General features: G+C 30.7%; 15 protein-coding genes. 9 read left to right on the top strand and 6 right to left on the bottom strand.

What is annotated here, in order from left to right:
- The first annotated feature begins 42 nt into the window (after window positions 1–42).
- The 8 genes from E0E45_RS01175 to E0E45_RS01140 all read left to right on the top strand — a co-directional run bounded on the left by E0E45_RS01175 (window position 43) and on the right by E0E45_RS01140 (window position 9837).
- Window positions 43–1803, top strand: a complete 1761-nt coding sequence (locus tag E0E45_RS01175; RefSeq protein ID WP_130889457.1) for a sigma-54 interaction domain-containing protein — start codon at window positions 43–45, stop codon at window positions 1801–1803.
- A gap of 317 nt (window positions 1804–2120) precedes the next feature.
- A complete protein-coding gene (gene dpaL / locus E0E45_RS01170; protein ID WP_130889456.1) occupies window positions 2121–3341 on the top strand; it encodes a diaminopropionate ammonia-lyase in 1221 nt (406 codons plus the stop codon).
- 32 nt (window positions 3342–3373) lie between these two features.
- A complete protein-coding gene (locus E0E45_RS01165) occupies window positions 3374–4558 on the top strand; it encodes a YgeY family selenium metabolism-linked hydrolase (protein WP_130889455.1) in 1185 nt (394 codons plus the stop codon).
- A gap of 30 nt (window positions 4559–4588) precedes the next feature.
- Window positions 4589–5926, top strand: a complete 1338-nt coding sequence (gene hydA / locus E0E45_RS01160) for a dihydropyrimidinase (protein ID WP_130889454.1) — start codon at window positions 4589–4591, stop codon at window positions 5924–5926.
- A gap of 19 nt (window positions 5927–5945) precedes the next feature.
- Window positions 5946–6323 (top strand): RidA family protein, encoded by a 378-nt coding sequence (locus tag E0E45_RS01155; protein WP_005949528.1) that lies wholly within the window; start codon window positions 5946–5948, stop codon window positions 6321–6323.
- A 176-nt stretch (window positions 6324–6499) separates the two neighbouring features.
- Window positions 6500–6814 carry a DUF3870 domain-containing protein gene (locus E0E45_RS01150; RefSeq protein ID WP_130889453.1) on the top strand — a complete coding sequence of 105 codons (315 nt, stop codon included), beginning with the start codon at window positions 6500–6502 and terminating at the stop codon, window positions 6812–6814.
- 107 nt (window positions 6815–6921) lie between these two features.
- Complete coding sequence (locus E0E45_RS01145; RefSeq protein ID WP_130889452.1) at window positions 6922–8499, top strand: N-acyl-D-amino-acid deacylase family protein; 1578 nt, start codon at window positions 6922–6924, stop codon at window positions 8497–8499.
- A gap of 15 nt (window positions 8500–8514) precedes the next feature.
- Entirely contained in the window at window positions 8515–9837 is a 1323-nt protein-coding gene (locus E0E45_RS01140; RefSeq protein ID WP_130889451.1) for a TRAP transporter large permease subunit, read from the top strand.
- Window positions 9838–9905: 68 nt separating this feature from the next.
- Here E0E45_RS01140 and E0E45_RS01135 read toward each other — a convergent pair whose 3' ends face one another.
- Window positions 9906–10832 carry a helix-turn-helix transcriptional regulator gene (locus E0E45_RS01135; RefSeq protein ID WP_130889450.1) on the bottom strand — a complete coding sequence of 309 codons (927 nt, stop codon included), beginning with the start codon at window positions 10830–10832 and terminating at the stop codon, window positions 9906–9908.
- 115 nt (window positions 10833–10947) lie between these two features.
- Between E0E45_RS01135 and E0E45_RS01130 the strand changes: the two genes are divergently transcribed.
- Complete coding sequence (locus E0E45_RS01130) at window positions 10948–11364, top strand: pyridoxamine 5'-phosphate oxidase family protein (protein ID WP_130889449.1); 417 nt, start codon at window positions 10948–10950, stop codon at window positions 11362–11364.
- Window positions 11365–11425: 61 nt separating this feature from the next.
- Here E0E45_RS01130 and E0E45_RS01125 read toward each other — a convergent pair whose 3' ends face one another.
- The 5 genes from E0E45_RS01125 to E0E45_RS01105 form a co-directional block, all read right to left on the bottom strand.
- A complete protein-coding gene (locus tag E0E45_RS01125; RefSeq protein ID WP_232044032.1) occupies window positions 11426–11737 on the bottom strand; it encodes a hypothetical protein in 312 nt (103 codons plus the stop codon).
- A 139-nt stretch (window positions 11738–11876) separates the two neighbouring features.
- Window positions 11877–13142 (bottom strand): imidazolonepropionase, encoded by a 1266-nt coding sequence (gene hutI, locus E0E45_RS01120; protein ID WP_130889448.1) that lies wholly within the window; start codon window positions 13140–13142, stop codon window positions 11877–11879.
- Between the two features lie 25 nt (window positions 13143–13167).
- Window positions 13168–15195 (bottom strand): urocanate hydratase, encoded by a 2028-nt coding sequence (locus E0E45_RS01115; protein WP_130889447.1) that lies wholly within the window; start codon window positions 15193–15195, stop codon window positions 13168–13170.
- 12 nt (window positions 15196–15207) lie between these two features.
- A complete protein-coding gene (gene hutH, locus E0E45_RS01110; protein WP_130889446.1) occupies window positions 15208–16743 on the bottom strand; it encodes a histidine ammonia-lyase in 1536 nt (511 codons plus the stop codon).
- A 36-nt stretch (window positions 16744–16779) separates the two neighbouring features.
- Complete coding sequence (locus tag E0E45_RS01105) at window positions 16780–18078, bottom strand: Na+/H+ antiporter family protein (protein WP_130889445.1); 1299 nt, start codon at window positions 18076–18078, stop codon at window positions 16780–16782.
- Between the last annotated feature and the right edge of the window lie 291 nt (window positions 18079–18369).

Raw genomic sequence — 18369 nt, 5'->3', positions numbered from 1 at the left:
AAACGATCATTATAATTGAATGATCTTTTATGGAGGTCCTAGATGTCTAAACTGAAAAACATAGAAAATCATGTGAAAAAATATGCCAATATAATAGCTAATGTCATTGAGGCAGAAGTAGAAATAGTTGATGCTGATCTTGTAAGAATAGCTGGAACTGGTTTATTTCAAGATAAAAATAATGAAATAGTAAGTGGTGTTGTATATAAAGAAGTAATTAAAACTAAAAAAAGCCTTTTGATTACTGAGCCAAGAAAACATAATCTTTGCAAAAAATGTGATTATAAAAAAGAATGTAAAGAAAAACTTGAGCTCTCTTCTCCTATATTATATAAGGAAGAAGTAATTGGTGTAATTGGTCTTATCTGTACTACAGATCCACAAAAGAACAAAGTTCTCAACAACCTTGACTCTTATCTTAAATTTCTTGAACAAATAGGAGATTTTATATCTGGAAAAGTATATGAATATCAAAATGAAATAAAAACTCAGGAAGTAAATGATATTTTTAAGCAAATATTAAATAATATGGATAAATGTGTCCTTTCTTTAGATGCTAATAATTATATTGTCAATGCAAATAAATCTGCAATGAAAACTTTGAAATTAGGAGCAGATTATATCTCTAAGCAGGTAAATATTGTATCTAAAAAACTCACTATTCTGGGAAAAGATATATTTGAAATAACAATTGATGATAAATACTTCAATATGGTAGGAGTTTCTATCCCAATATCTTCAATAAATGAAAAAGTTTATACTATATTTATCTTTGATAATGTAAATACTGATATTCCAAAAAGTACAAAGGGAAACAATGAATCATCAGCTTTAGATGCTATAATTGGGGAATCCGAAGTTATGCAAAGTTTGAAAAATAAAATAAGAAAAGTGGCAGATACTAAATCTACTGTCCTTATCACTGGAAAAAGTGGAACGGGGAAAGAATTAGTAGCCAGAGCCATTCATGACAGTGGTGAAAGAAGAAACAGACCTTTTATAGCAATCAACTGCGGTGCTATTCCTGACTCTCTTTTAGAAAGTGAACTCTTTGGTTATGTAAAAGGTGCATTTAGCGGTGCCAGTTCAGAAGGTAGAGTAGGAAAGTTTGAACTTGCAAATACTGGGGATATATTCTTGGATGAAATTGGAGAAATGCCTTACTCTCTCCAGGTAAAACTTTTAAGAGTATTGCAGGAAAGGACCCTAGTAAGAATAGGATCAAATAAACTTATTAATCTTGATCTTAGAGTAATAGCTGCTACCAATATGGATTTAAAAAAAATGGTAGAGGAAAATAAATTCAGAGAAGATCTTTATTATAGATTAAATGTAATTCCTATTGAAATTCCTCCTCTTTGTGAAAGAGAATATGATCTTTTCCTTATTATTGATAAGCTTATAGAAAAATACAACAACATTTTCAATAAATATGTTCATACAATAGATGATGATGTAAAAGAAATATTAAAAAATTATTCATGGCCTGGAAATGTCAGAGAACTTGAAAACATAATAGAGTTCATGGTAAATATGGCTGATGATTCAGGAAGAATAACTAAGAATATGCTTTATGATAATATTTTAAAAACTAAGCAGAATATAAAAAATGATAAACCTATATCTTTAAATGATAGTGAAGATATATGTACTATTGAAGAAATGGAAAAAATTCTTATAAAAAAAGCTTTAGATTTATATAAAGATGATTCAAATTGTAAAAATAAAGCTGCCAACAAACTTGGAATAGGAATTGCTACTCTTTATAGAAAAATAGATAAATATAAATTAAATGAGGAGTAAATATTCTAAAGGATGGCTAAAAAGCTAGATTAAATTTTAGAAGTTTTAAAATTATACCTCTGCTTCTGTGTCATCCTATTTTTTAATTATAATATTTAAATTACTATAAAATTTTTCCCTTAATTAGCATACTATATTTATTATCATTATGATATTGAAATTATCAGAATGATAATATTTTTTTTAATAATCAAATTTTTATATAAAAAATCACTTTTTCTTTAGAAATAAATACTTTTAAAAAATTTTGGTTCTGGCATAAAAATTGCTTATTATATAGTTAAAATAAAAAATAATATATTGAGGAGGATTTTAAAGTGGAATTATTAAAATGGGTACATAATAAAAAAAGCAGAGATGCTGAATATAAAAAATCTGAACTTTCAGGATTTAGCTCTGAAGAAATGAGAGAGGTTTACGACTTTCATAAAAGTCTCCCTGACTATTGTGCTACTCCTTTAGTTGATTTGAAAACTCTTGCTTCATACTATGGAGTTAAAAAAGTATGGCTGAAAGACGAATCTAAAAGATTTGGACTTAATGCTTTCAAAGTACTTGGAGGTTCATATGCTATTGGTAAATATCTTAGTAAAAAACTTAATAGAGATATGAAGGATCTTCCTTTTAATGTTCTTATCTCTGATGAAGTAAAAAAACAGCTTGGAGATGTTACTTTTGTTACTGCTACTGATGGTAATCATGGTAGAGGTGTAGCATGGATGGCTGCAAGACTTAGGCAGAAATCTGTTGTATATATGCCTAAAGGTTCTGCTCAAATGAGATTTGATGCAATAGCCAGAGAAGGAGCAGATGTAAGTATAACTGATCTTAACTATGATGATGCTGTAAGACTTGCTAACAAAGGTGCGCAGGATCATGGTTGGATAATGGTACAAGATACTGCATGGGACGGATATGAAGAGATACCTCTATGGATAATGCAGGGATATTCAACAATAATAAATGAGGTTGTAGAACAGCTTGAAGCAGCTAAAGAAGAAAAACCGACTCATGTATTTCTCCAAGCTGGAGTAGGATCATTTGCAGGAGCAGTACAGGGATATTTAGCTCATCTTTATGGAGATGACAGACCAGTAACAGTTATTTGTGAACCTCATGGAGCTAACTGCATATATAAATCTATGGAAGCTGATGATGGAAATCCTCATAATGTAACTGGAGATCTTACTACTATAATGGCTGGCCTTGCTTGTGGAGAGCCAAATACTATCAGCTGGAAAATATTAAGAGATAATGCAGATTTCTCTGTGTCATGTGATGACCAGGTTGCAGCTAGAGGAATGAGAGTACTTTCAAGTCCTCTTGGAAATGATGCAAGAGTTATCTCTGGAGAATCTGGAGCTGTAGGGTTAGGACTGTTTACTATTCTTTCAGAAAAGAAAGAAGAATACAAAGAACTTATGAATGAACTTAAAATTGATGAAAACTCAAGAATATTATGTATCAGCACTGAAGGAGATACAGATGTAGAAGGGTTCAAAAATGTGGTGTGGAATGGAGCTTATCCAAATAAATAATATTTTAAATAAAAAATTCAGGAGGAATTTAAATGTTGACTAATGAAAGAAAAGAACAGATAGTAGAAGTACTTCAAAACCTTATTCAAAGAAGAAGTTATTCAGGAGAAGAGAAAGAAGTAGCAGAATATATTAAAAAGTTATGTCTTGAAGTAGGATATGATACTGTACATATAGATAAATATGGAAATGTTATTGGTTCTGTAAAGGGAAAATATGAAGGACCAAAAGTACTTATGGATGGTCATATAGATACTGTTCCAGTAGATGAGGAAAAATGGACTAAGAAGCCTTTTGCTGGAAATATAGAAGATGGCAAACTATATGGTAGAGGAACTACTGATATGAAGGGTGCTGTGTGCGCAATGCTTTTAGCAGGGGCATATTTAGCTCAAGACCTAAAAAAAGAATTCGCTGGAGAAATATTCATAGCTGGTGTAGTTCATGAAGAGTGTTTTGAAGGAGTAGCAGCAAGAGAAATCAGCAAATATGTAAAACCTGATTATGTAATAATAGGAGAAGCTTCTCAGCTTAACCTTAAAATAGGGCAAAGAGGAAGAGGGGAAATAGTAGTAGAAACTTTTGGAAAACCAGCTCACTCAGCTAACCCTGAAAAAGGAATAAATGCAGTATATAAAATGATGAAGATAATTGAAAATATTCAAAAACTTCCAATGACTCATCATGATACATTAGGATATGGAATACTTGAATTAACAGATGTAAAATCATCTCCATACCCAGGAGCATCAGTAGTACCTGATTACTGCAGAGCAACTTATGACAGAAGACTTTTAGTAGGAGAAACTCCTGAAAGTGTACTAGCACCTATTCAAAAACTATTAGATGAAATGTCAAAAGAAGATGACACTCTCAAAGCAAAAGTATCATATGCAAAAGGAGTGGAAAAATGCTGGACAGGAGCAACAATAGAAGGAGAAAGATTCTTCCCAGGATGGCTGTTTGAAGAAAAAGATGAATATGTACAAAAAGCATTGAAAGCTTTAAAAGAAATAGGACAGACTCCTACAATCACTCATTATAATTTCTGTACAAATGGATCTCATTATGCAGGAGAAGCAGGAATAAAAACAATAGGATATGGACCATCAAGAGAAAACTTAGCACATACAATAGATGAATACATAGAACTAGATAGTCTATATAATGTAACTGAAGGATATTATGCAATTTTAAAAGCTTATTTAACAAAATAGATTCTATTTTCTTTAAGAAGGAGTATTTTTATGCTGTTGATAAAAAATGGAAATATATTAATAGGAAACAAAATTGAGAAGCTAGACATTTTAATAGAAAATGAAAAAATAAAAAAAATAGATAAAAATATTTCTAAAGATATTTGTGATAATATATTTGATGCTGAAGGAAAATATATTATTCCTGGTGGAGTTGATGTTCATACTCATTTTAATATTGATGTAGGGATAATGTCAGCTGATGATTTTTATTCTGGAAGTGCAGCGGCAGCTTTTGGTGGAACAACAACTATTGTGGACCACCCAGGATTTGGTCCAAAGGGATGTGGACTGGATTATCAGATAGATAAATATTTGAAAGATGCTGAAAATTCTAATATTGATTATTCTTTTCATGGGGTAGTACAGGAAGTATACAGTGATATATTTTCACAGATGGAAGATTTGAAAAAAAGAGGCATCAACAGTGTCAAAATATATATGACATATGCTTATAAGATGACTGATGATGATGTTTTAAGAATGTTTGAATATGCTAAAAAATTAGATATGGTTGTATGTGTACATTCTGAAGATGATAAAGGAATAGAATTCTTAAGAGGTAAGTTTACTAAAGAAAATAAACTTTCTCCTATATATCATGCTGAATCAAGACCTGATTTTATTGAAGGATGTTCTGTATACAAGCTTCTCTCTTATGCTGAAATAACTGGTTTTGAAAAATTGTATCTGGTGCATATTTCATCAAGAGAATCAATGGAAATAATTGAAGATTTCAGAAGAAGAGGAGTAAAATTTTTTGTAGAATCTTGTCCTCAATATCTTTTCCTTACAGAAGAAAAATATGAAGAGAAAAATGCTCTTGACTATATACTAAGCCCTCCTTTAAGAAAAAAAGAGGATACTGAATATATGAAAAAAGCTTTAATAAACAACAAGATAGATGTTATAGCAACTGACCACTGCTCTTTTACTTTAGAGGACAAATTAAAAGGAAAAAATGATTTTAAGCTATGTCCCAATGGTATTCCTGGAGTAGAAGAGAGAATACTTCTGCTGTTTAATGAAGTTATTAACGGAAGACTTTCTGTAGAGATATTTTTAAAAACAGTCTGTGAAAATCCAGCTAAAATCTTTGGATTGTTCCCTAAAAAAGGTATATTAGAAAAAGGTAGTGATGCTGATATAGTAATATTTGATAAAAAAGATTCAAAAATAGAAAATATGCATACTGCTGCTGGATATAGCTGCTATGAAGATTTTCCTCTTTCAGTAGTAATAGACACTGTTATCTTGAGAGGAGATATAATAATAAGAAACAATAAACTTATTAAGAAATCATCAGGTAAGTTTATAAAAAGAATATAAAATCTAGGAGGAAAAATTAATGAAAAAAATAATTCACACTGAAAAAGCACCTGCTGCTTTAGGACCATACTCACAAGCTATTGAAGTTAATGGAACTCTTTATGTATCTGGACAAATTCCATTTGTTCCTGAAACAATGACTCTAGTTTCTGACTGTGTAAAAGCTCAAACTAAACAATCTCTAGAAAATATTAAAGCTATACTTGAAGCTGCTGGATATACTTTTAAAGATGTAGTAAGAGCTGGAGTATTTATTAAAGATATGAATGATTTCGCAGCTGTAAATGAAGTTTATGCTGAATATCTTGGAGATGTAAAACCTGCAAGAGCATGTGTAGAAGTTGCTAGACTTCCAAAAGATGTAAAAGTTGAAATAGAAGTTATTGCTGTAAAATAGTGATATATGATTAAAATGGGGAGAAATTCAACAGTTGGATTTCCTCCATTTTTTTATTATTTCATTGACAAACAAAAAAAATGTTATATAATTAGATTAGAAAAAAGTATATAAGCTCTTTATAGGTTTTTAAAAAATAATTAATTTAAAATATAATTACTGGAGTTGAATCAATTATGATAAATAATAATTGTATATATATTTTAGGTGTTTCTAAAACAAACTTTGATAATGCTATAACTAAAAATTACAATATGTTATTTGTTGGGTTTCTTCTTGATAAAAATACAAATGAAATAGTTGATGTAGAAGTAACAATGATTCTAGAATTAAGTAATAGATTTATCAAATCTTTACTCATAGGAAAAAATTTTATAAAAGATCAAGATGTTATTATTAAAGAATTTGAAAATAAATATTTTGGAAGATCACAAAAAGCACTTATTATAGCTTATAAAGACGCTTTAAAAAAATATGAAAATATTCATTGAGAATTTTATACACTTACTTGTTCACGCAAATGAGGTCCGAAATTCCACCTGTAAATTGTACTAGGTTGGATTTTGGATTTTTTTATTTTTATAAGGGGGAATGCTCTATGTATGATTTAGTAATTTTAAATGGGAAAGTTTTTAGTGGCAGTGATGGGATTATTAAAAAAGCAAATATTGGTATTACCAATGACAAAATTTCTATCATAACTGAATTACCTATTACAGGTAAAAAAATCATTGATGCTTCTAATAAATACGTATCTCCTGGTTTTATTGATATTCATGGACATTCTGATCTTATTCCTTTATTAGGGAGAAATTATAATAGTAAACTTTATCAGGGGGTTACTACTGAAATAAATGGAAACTGCGGAATTGGTCCTGTTCCTTCTTCAAAAGAAACTGTAGAACTTACAAGAAAATATATGAATGATAATCTTTCTGTAACAAACAGAAATTTTGATTTTGAAAATATCAATTCACTCAGCAAATTAAAAAATTTAATGAAAGATTATCCTTTCAATATAAATCAAGGATATCTTATTGGAGGGGGTGCTGTTAGAATAGCTGTCATGGGATTTGATGACAGAGAAGCCTCTTTTGAAGAAATAAAAAAAATGCAGCTTCTTTTAGAAGAAGAATTAAAATCTGGTGCATATGGAATTTCCTTTGGACTTATTTATCCACCTGGTTCCTTTACTTATACTAAAGAAATAATAGAAATGCTGAAAGTTATAAAAAAATATGACAAAATAGCTGTTTTTCATATGAGAAATGAAGGAGAAAAGATTCTGGAATCAGTTAAAGAAATCCTTCTTATTGCTAAAGAAAGCGGTGCAAAAGTTGAAATATCTCATTTTAAAATAATGTATAAACCACTATGGAATACTTCTGATAAATTGATAGAAATGTTAGATGAAGCTAGAAAAAATGGCATTCAAATATCTTTTGACCAATATCCTTATATTGCTTCTGCTACAAGCTTATTTGTACTTATCCCTTCTAACTTATTTGTAGTTGGACTGGAAGCTATGATTGAAGGATTAGATATTAATGATAAATCTCTTCTTGGTCAAATTAATGATAAAATAGAAAAAAGAGGTGGAGCTGATAGGGTTGTTGTAGCTTCTGTTATAGAAAAATTTAAAGAGGCTGAAGGAAAAAATCTATTAGAAATAAGTAAAATGTGGAACATTTCTCCAGAACAGTGTGTTGTCAAACTTATAAAAGAATCTACTGGAAAAATCAGTGCTATTTATTTCTCAATGAGTGAAAATGATGTAGAAAATATAATGAAGCAAAAGTATGGAATAATAGCAAGTGATGGGTATTCTTATCCAGTAGAAACTCCAGAAGGATTTGGTTTTCCTCATCCTAGAAATTTTGGTACTTTTCCAAAATTTTTAGAAATAGTAAGAGAACAAAATATTCTTTCTCTTGAAGATGCTCTTAAAAAAATAACATTACTTCCATCTAAAGTCTTTAATATAAAGAATAGAGGTATAATTAAAGAGGAAGCTTTTGCTGATATAACTATATTTGATTTTGAAAAAGTAAAAGATAACTCTACTTTTACTAATCCTTTTGAAAAGCCTTCTGGAATAGAATATGTAATAGTTAATGGAAAAATAACTGTAGCAAATGGAATTTACAATCAAGTAACTAATGGAAAAATAATTTAATTAGGAGGAGATTTTATGGGAAGCTGGTCACTTATTGATTCACCATCACTTTTGGGATTAATCCCTCTTGTTCTTTATCTATTTCTTGTTTTCAGAGGTTATAAAGCCACTACTGCTGTTGCTGTTGGATTAACTGCTGGATGTATACTCACTGGTCAGTCTATTTCAAGCATTTCTACTATGATTGCTAAAGCTACTGGTTCTTTCCTTGGAATAATAGGACTTATAATCATGTTAGGAAGTGGACTTGGTTATGTAATGACAAAAAGTGGAGTTGCTAAAACAATTGTTTATTGGATTGTAAACAAAATAGGAGTAAATAGTGAGAAAAAAGGTATAGTTGTTACTATGATCTGTTCTCTTGTAATAGTTGCTTTGCTAGGCACACTAGCAGGTGGTAATGCTATAATTGCTCCAATTATAATACCAGTTGTTGCTGCTGTTGGAATTACTCCAAGTACTGTAGGAGTGATATTTCAGGCAATGGGAGAAACTGGTTTAATTTGGGGACCTTTTACTCCACCTGTTATAGGTCTTATGGCTATTACTGGATTATCATATGGAAAAATGATGATCTGGGCTGCTATTCCTTATGGAATTATTTGGATAATAGTTACATATTTTGTAGCACAAAGAATACAAAAAAGTACTAAAGCAAAAGGAGAAAAATATGAAAATATAGAAGTAGTGGAAGAATTTACTCCTAGCGCTGCTCAAAAACGAACTACTGTTATTTTCCTTGTAAGTTTTCTTTTATTTATAATATATGGAATAATTACTAAACAGGGAACTAATTATGTAATACTTTTTATTATCCTTCTTGCTCTTATTTTAGGTATATCTTCAAAAATGAAATTAGATGCAATAATTGGAGAAATGGCACAGGGAATGGGAAAAATGACAGAAATGTATTTACTATTTATACTTCTTGAACCTTTTATTAATTTGATAGTTGTAAGTGGTGGGTTTGAAGCCCTTTCTAAATTCTTATTGAACATTTTTCCTAATCCTAATTCTTTAACTGTTATGATGATGGGAAGTTTAGTAGGAGGATTTGGAGTAGATGGTGCTGTTGTTGCTCAGCTTAAAATCACAAATGATCTGTTTATAGACCTTGTAAACAGAATAGGATTGCCTATGGAAATGTGGGCTATTGCTCTTATTGCAGCTTCAAGAATAACTACAAATGTTTATCCTACTGCTAACATGGTTGGACAAATGGGAATAGCACGTTCAAAAAATATTAAAGCTATGCTTATTTCAGGCTGGTGTGTTTCTATGATTATTCTTGTATATATTTTCCTTTGGTCTTTTATTGGACAAAAAATTTTCTTTTAATTTATAGCTAAAAAAATGAGAATGACTAAAAACTAAAGTAAATCTTAGAAATAAGTCATTCTCCTTTTTTATTCATACACCTTCATCATATCTTTTATCATTTTTATAAGTTTTTCTCGTACTTCTGCTGGTTCCAGACATTCACATCTATTTCCATAACTAAGAAGTTCCTCATAATCAAAATCATCATCTACAAAGGGAAAGTCAACTATCATTTTATTTTCATTGCAATAAATTATTCTATCTTCTTCACATCTTTCAAGTATCCTTTCTTTTAGAGAAATATCAGCAAGAAGTTTTATATTTATTATCCTTTTTTCTATCCAGTTCATTTCCAAATCCTTTATATCAAATTTTCTTAAAGAAAACGTTTCTTCAAGTACTTTCAAATGAGAAATCCTTGCCAGTTTAAAAAGCCGAAAGTCATTTCTTAAAATACAATAACTATTCATATACCATTTTTCCTCTTTCCATAAAAGCTGATAAGGTTCTACTTTTCTTTTTGAACTTCTTCCATTTCCATCTAAATAATGGAACTCGAGATATTTTCTTTCATTTAAAGCTTCTTTTATTTTATTAAGATTACTTTGGAGCTTCTTATTCCCGCTCCATGTAGTCAAATCAATTATTATCTGCCCTGATTTCAGCTTTATCTCCTGAATATGCTCTTCTGGAATAAGGCTTTGTAATTTTGTAAGCACTTTATTTAATTCAACATTGGAAACTGATGAAGATATACTTCCTAATCCTGTCATAAGGGTAGTTATATCTTCTTTAGTAAAAAATTTTTTATCTATTTTATATTTTTCTAAAATACCAATACCTCCATTGACACCAGCATAAGTAACAATGGGTATTCCTGCTGCCTGTATTGCTTCTATATCCCTATAAATAGTCCTTGGAGTTACTTCAAACATCTCAGCTAATTTAGCTGCACTTATTTTATTTTGCTCAAGAAGTACTATTACAATAGAAAGGAGTCTGTCAATTTTCAAATTTTATCACTTCCTAAATTTTATTTTTAAACTATGACATACTGATGTCAGCTTTTTAATGCTATACTTAAGTAACAATAGATCTATTGAAACAAAAAATTTATGGAGGTAAAAAATGGATTTGCTTAAAGAATTTTATGAAATAATGGAAAAACAGGTTGATATTGCATTAGCTACAAGTGTAAATGATATACCAAATGTCAGAATAGTAAGTTTTTATTTCTGTCCAGATAAAAATATTCTATATTTTGGTACTTTTAAAGATGAAGTAAAAACAAAAGAATTTGAAAAAAACAATAAAGTATCTTTTACAACTATTCCAAAAGAAAGTGAAAAATTTGTACGTACAAATTGTGGAATAGTTAAAAAAAGTGATCTCTCTATGTCTGATTTTGAACAGGTAATTTGTGAAAAAATACCTGATTACAAAGAAATAATAGATAACTTTGCAGATAAACTTGTCTTATATGAAATTTCTTTTAAAGAAGCTACTATCACAATGGAATATGAAGAATACAAAATAACTCTATAAGAAAATAAGGAGAAGATTTAAAAACAATTATTTGGTTTTTATCTTCTCTTTAATATTTTTATTAAAGCATTCTTCCAATAACAGAAACTATAATTCCTACAGCAAAAGCTATCCAGTTATATTTTATATATTTAAAAAATTTTAATTTACTCAGTTTCAAAAATATTATATTAAAAAGAATAAATATAGCAATATATACAACCACAGTCGCCCAACCTAATGCCATGTATGTTTTTATTTCTGATTCTAGTATTTCATAATTTCCTATAGCCTTTCCATTAATAGTTCTAAATGAAAGTTCCATCCAAGGCTGCAGAATAAACCCCAGTACTAAATTTATCATATTACTTATTATTAAAATAAATATCCACATATAATCATCCCCTTGATATTGTTCCTCCCTTCTCTATTTTACACTAAAATAAAAGGAGAACCAATAACTTTTGATTCTCCTTTTTTATTATAATGGATATTTTTTTGTTTTAAAGATATTCTACAATAAAAAATTTTTTTTATTTATAGCAGATATGTCTGTTTTTTACTACTTGTTTCCCTTCTTTAAATACATCCTTCACATGATTTATTCCAAAATTATAGAATATATAATTTAGGTTATTTGTATCAAATATTACAAAATCTGCCTTTTTTCCAATTTCAAGACTCCCTATACTGTCTTCTCTTTTTACTGCCCTTGCTCCATTAAGAGTTACAGCTTTAAATATTTCAGGTGGAGTCATTCTAAGTTGGGAAGAGCATATCTGCATTACCAGCTGCATATTTTCACAAGGACATGAACCTGGATTATAATCAGTTGAAACAGCTACATTCACTCCTTCATTAATCATCTTTCTTACTGGAGCATAGGCTTTTCCTAGATTAAAAGATGTAGCAGGAAGAATATCAGCAATTACACCATTTTTTTCCAAACTTTTTATTCCTTCATCACTTACTGCCATAAGATGCTCTGAAGAAACAGCTCCAACCTCTCCTGCTAGCTCTCCTCCACCAAGAGATACTATTTCATCAGCATGTATTTTCAACATAAACCCCTGTTTTTTAGCTTCATTCAATATTTTTCTGCTTTCTTCTACTGAAAATACTTCATCTTCACAAAAAATATCACAAAATTCTGCAAGTTTCTTTTCCTTTATTACAGGAAACATTTTTATTATTTCTTCAATATAACCTTCTGTATTTCCTTTAAATTCTTCTGGTATAGCATGTGCCCCCATAAATGTTGAAACTATATCAATAGGGTGTTTTTCATCAAGCTTTTTATTTACTTCCAATTGCTTTATTTCATTTTCCAAATCAAGTCCATATCCACTTTTTGCTTCTACTGTAGTTACTCCAAAACAAAGCATTCTGTCTAACACTTCATATGCTTTATCAAAAAGTTCATATCTTGTAGCCTTTCTTGTAGCCTTTACTGTACTGAGAATTCCACCACCATTTCTCAATATTTCAAGATAAGGCACTCCTTTTAATTTCATAGGAAGTTCATTTTCTCTAGACCCATAATGTACAAGATGTGTGTGTGAATCTATTATTCCAGGAGTTACTACTTTTCCTTCTGCATCTATAACTCTTGTCCATTCTGATTTTAAATTTTGGGGAACATCTCCTATTCCAATTTGAAGTATTTTTCCATCTTCTACAGCCAGATAAGCATTTTTTAATATTTCTATATTTTCCATAGTATTACCAAAGTCTTTTTTGTCTAATTCTCTGGAAGTTACCAGAGTTCCAATATTATATAATAGCAAATCTGCTTTCATTTTTTCCTCCACCTTGTATGACTTTCTATTTTATTTTTTCAGCAACAAGTTTTTTTATTAATTCATCACTGGCTATATATGGAAGTGTAATATGATCTGTTCCTTTATTATTGTTGTTATACTCAATTACTGTTTCTATTGAATGAGGATTTCTAGCCCATGCTCTTCTTGCTACGCCTCCCATTACGTCCCAAGGCATTGCCTGCATAAGTATTTCGTCTACCCTATGACTCCCATCAAGAACCATTCCAAATCCTCCATTGATAGATTTTCCTATTCCCACTCCTCCACCATTATGAAGAGCTATCATAGTCATTCCTCTTGCTGCATTTCCTGCAAAACATTGAGTTGCCATATCTGCCATTATATTACTTCCATCTTTTATATTTGATGTTTCTCTAAATGGTGAGTCAGTTCCTGATACATCATGATGATCTCTTCCCAGCATAACTGGTCCTATTTCTCCATTTCTTACCATTTCATTAAATTTTAAAGCTACTCTTGTTCTGCTCATTGCATCTTGATAGAATATTCTTGCCTGTGTTCCCACTACAAGTCCATTTTTATCAGCATCTTTTATCCACATATAATTATCTCTGTCTTGGTATCTTCTTTCTGGATCTACAAGTTCAAGAGCTGCATGGTCAGTTTTTAATAAATCTTCTTTTTTACCAGACAAACATACCCATCTGAATGGTCCATACCCATAGTCAAATAATTCTGGTCCTAATATATCCTCTACATATGAAGGGAATATAAATCCACCTTTATCATCTCTCCCATTCTTAGAAATTTCTTTAACTCCTATATCATATATAGCTTTAAGGAAACTGTTTCCATAATCAAAGAAATATACTCCTTTAGATGTAAGCTTCTTGATAACTTCATAGTGTCTTCTTAATGTTTTATCTATAAGTTTATTAAAAGTTTCTCTGTCCTCAGCCAGTAATCTTGTTCTTTCTTCAAAAGTTATTCCTGCTGGACAGTATCCTCCATCATACACAGCATGACAAGATGTTTGATCTGAAAGAAGATCTATATGCACATTATTCTTATCTGCATACTCAAGAAGATCAACAATATTTCCATGAAATGCTATTGCATATGGAACTTTAGCTTCCTGTTTTTTCTTTGCTATGTTAAATGCTTCTTCTGGAGTCCAAGCTATTTTATCTACCCACCCTTGTTCAAGTCTTGTATGAATTCTAGAAATATCTACTTCTGCTACTATTCCTACCCCTTTAGCTATTACAGTGGCTTTCCCTTGAGCTCCGCTCATTCCTCCAAGTCCAGAAGTAACAAATAGTTTTCCTGTAAGATCTCCATCTTTAGGCACTCCACAGAAAAGTCTTGCAGCATTAAGTATTGTTGAATAAGTTCCATGAACTATTCCTTGAGGTCCAATATACATCCATCCCCCAGCAGTCATCTGTCCATAGTTAGCTACTCCAATAGCTGCTGCTCTTGCCCAGTTATCATAATCATCAAATGCTCCAACCATAAGCGCATTAGTTATAATAGCTCTTGGTGCATATGGATTTGATCTGAATAATCCTGTAGGGTGTCCTGACGCTACTACCAAAGTCTGATCTTGAGTAAGATTTTCAAGATATTTTTTTATAAGCCTGTACTGCATCCAGTTTTGACATACCTGTCCTGTTTCTCCATAAGTTACTAATTCATAAGGATAAAGTGCTATTTCAAAGTCTAAATTATTGTCTATCATTACCTGCATGGCTTTAGCTTCTGTACATCTTCCTGTATATTCATCTATAGGTTTTCCATAAATTCTTCCCTCTGGTCTGAATCTATATCCATATATTCTTCCATGCTCCATCAATTCATTTAAAAATTCTGGTGCCAGCATTTCATGATACTCTTCTGGTATATACCTCAAAGCATTTTTTAATGCTAGTTCAATTTCATCCTTCTCCAGATGAACCACCCTTTTAGGAGCTCTTCTTATCTTTAAGTCCATTTCAGGCATTTTTTCTGGTATATCCTGAGCTGTCAGTTTTATTGTCATTGCATTAAATATATCTTTGTTTTTCATTTTACATCCCCCTTATATCTTTAATTCCCCTATAACTTTTTCTACATTTTCTACTATGCTATTTCTTTCAATTAATTCTTCCACTGCATTAATATCAAGATTCATCACTCTATCTTTATCATAATATGATACTGATTCTCTCACTACAGTATAGGCTTTTTCAGTTCCAATTCCTAGAACTTTATTTACTTTTTTAAGATCAATTCCCTGACAAGCTGATAATATTTCCATAGCTATCACTTTTCTTGCATTTTTCAATATTTCTCCTGCTTTTCTTGCTGCTATAGTTCCCATAGATACATGATCTTCCTGATTTGCTGATGAAGGTATAGAATCCACAGAAGCTGGATGAGCCAAAACTTTATTCTCAGATACAAGAGATGCAGCACTATATTGTACTATCATAAACCCTGAATTTACTCCTCCATTCTCAACTAGAAATGCTGGAAGTCCACAATTAAGATGAGGATTTACAAGTCTTTCTATTCTTCTTTCAGAAACATTTGCCATTTCTGATATTGCTATTCCTAAGAAGTCAAATGGAAGTGCCATAGGCTGTCCATGAAAGTTTCCTCCTGAAATAACATCATCAGTGTCACAGAAAATTATTGGATTATCAGTTACTGCATCCATTTCTATTTCCACTTTTTCTCTTATATATTCAAGTGCATCTTTACTAGCTCCATGTATTTGAGGTATACATCTCAATGTATATGGGTCTTGAGTTCTCATTTTTCCTTGTTTAGTTGTACATTTACTTTCCTTAAGAATATTTCTGAAATTTTCAGCAGTTCTTATCTGCCCTTGATGTCCTCTCACTTCATGAACTCTAGGATCAAATGCACAAGTTATTCCATTCAAAGCTTCCATAGTAAGTGCCCCAGCTATATCCAAATGTTTCATAAGATTGATTGCATCATATGTTACATGAGCCCCAATTGATGTCATTACCTGTGTCCCATTAATAAGTGCTAGTCCCTCTTTTGACGAAAGCTCTTCAAGAACAGGAACTCCAGCTTTTTCCATAGCCTCTGCTCCATCTAAAAGTTCTCCATTTACATATGCTTTTCCCATTCCAAGCATTACCAATACCATATGTGATAATGGTGCCAAATCTCCTGAAGCTCCCAATGATCCTTTTTCTGGAATAAATGGAGTTATATCTTTATTAAGCATATCCACTAATGTATCTAAAACTATTTTTCTTACTCCTGAATATCCCTTTGATAAATTTACTACTCTAAGAAGCATTATTCCTTTTGCCATATCTACTGGAAGAGGATTTCCAACTCCACATGAATGACTCATTATTAGATTTTTTTGAAGCAATCCAGTCTGCTCTTCTGAAATAACTGTATCAGAAAATTTTCCAAATCCTGTTGTTATTCCATAAGATACCTTCTTTTCTTTTACATATCTATCTACAAGCTCTCTAGCTTCTGCTACCTTTTTATATGCTTCTTTTGAGATTTCTACCTTATATCCTTTTCTTGTAACATTAATCAGATCTTCTAATGTAAGTCTTCTATCTCCTATTACCAATCTCATTAAAAATCGCCTCCTAAGTTATTTTATATCTATTTTTTAAAATATTAAACTTCCTATAAATCCTGCTATAAATAATGGTATACAGAAATGTAAAAATGTTGCCATACAGGTATTTCTTATATGTTCATGCTGTCCATCTGCATTTAATCCTGATGTTGGTCCCAACGTTGAATCTGAAGCTGGTGATCCTGCATCTCCTATGATGGAAGCTGCTGTAATTAAAACTATCATGGCTGCTGGAGAATATCCCATTTCTATTGTAAGAGGAACATAGATTGTAGCAAGTATAGGTACAGTTCCAAAAGATGTCCCAATCCCCATTGTAATAAAAAGACCTACTGTAAGCATTGCTAAAGAAGCAATTACTTTATTTCCTCCACATATTCCAACTACTCCTGTAACAAGAGTTTCTATGGCTCCAGTTTCTCTGATTACTCTCCCATATCCCGCTGCTACAAGCATGATAAATGCTATCAGTCCCATTATGAGCAATCCATCATTTAAAACACTATCTAATTCATTCCATTTTACTACTTTAAAAATTATCATTATACCAAGAGCTGCCAAAGCTCCTAATGGAAGAGAACCACTATATAGTTGTATCCCAAAAGCTGTTAGTGCTGCAATCAAAGTTATCCAGTGTTTTTTTTCCATTTTTTCACTGTCTATTTCTTCCATTCCTTTTAAAGGAAGATCTTGATATTCTCTATCCTTTCTGTAAGTGATAAATATTGCTGTAAGTAATCCTATAACCATAGCTAATCCTAATATCCATGTAGATCTCCAGACTTCTCCAAGTTCTATATTATAGCCATTGGCTGATATCTGATCTTTTACTATTGTATGAAATATCAATCCAAATCCTACTGGTAAAACAACATATGGAGTTTTTAATCCAAATGTCAGCGAACATGCCATTGCCCTTCTGTCCAACTTCAGTTTGTTCATTAACTTTAATAAAGGTGGAATTAATATAGGAATAAATGCTATGTGGACTGGTATAAGATTTTGTGAGAAACAAGCTAAACCTGCTATTAATAAAAGAAGTACCTGTTTTCTTCCACTTACTATACCTGCTATTTTTTTAGAAATTATACTGGCTACTCCTGTACTGTTTATGGCTACTGCCAATGTTCCAAGCAAGAGATAGCTGAGTGCAGTTTCAGAGTTCCCTCCCATACCACTTATCAAAATTTTCATAGTTCCAGGCATTCCTATCCCAGAAGTTATTCCTGCTATCAAAGCCGCTATGAGCATAGAAAAAATTACATTTAATTTTAATAAACAAAGAATTATCATAGTTAAAACGGAAAGTATTACTGGATTAAGCAGCATAAAAAAACCTCCTAAGTTATAAAATCTTATTTTACATGTTAGAATAATCTTAATGAAATATCAATTTTCCTTCTTAATATTGTTTTGTGATATCGCGACATAAAATAAAACTTGAACCTAGGTTTTTATAAAAAACTTTATTTCAAATTATTAAAAACATTTTAATAATTTGTTAAAATAAAATAATAATTTTTTGATTTTTTCAAAAATAATTATTAAAAACATTTTAATAATATTTTATCTAATAATAGATTAGCATGTTAATTTATTAAAAGTCTAATATAATAAATA

The organism is Fusobacterium ulcerans ATCC 49185, assembly GCF_900683735.1.
Taxonomy (GTDB): domain Bacteria; phylum Fusobacteriota; class Fusobacteriia; order Fusobacteriales; family Fusobacteriaceae; genus Fusobacterium_A; species Fusobacterium_A ulcerans_A.
Note: the sequence above shows the minus strand (reverse complement) of the source record. Positions and strands in the feature narration are given on the sequence as shown.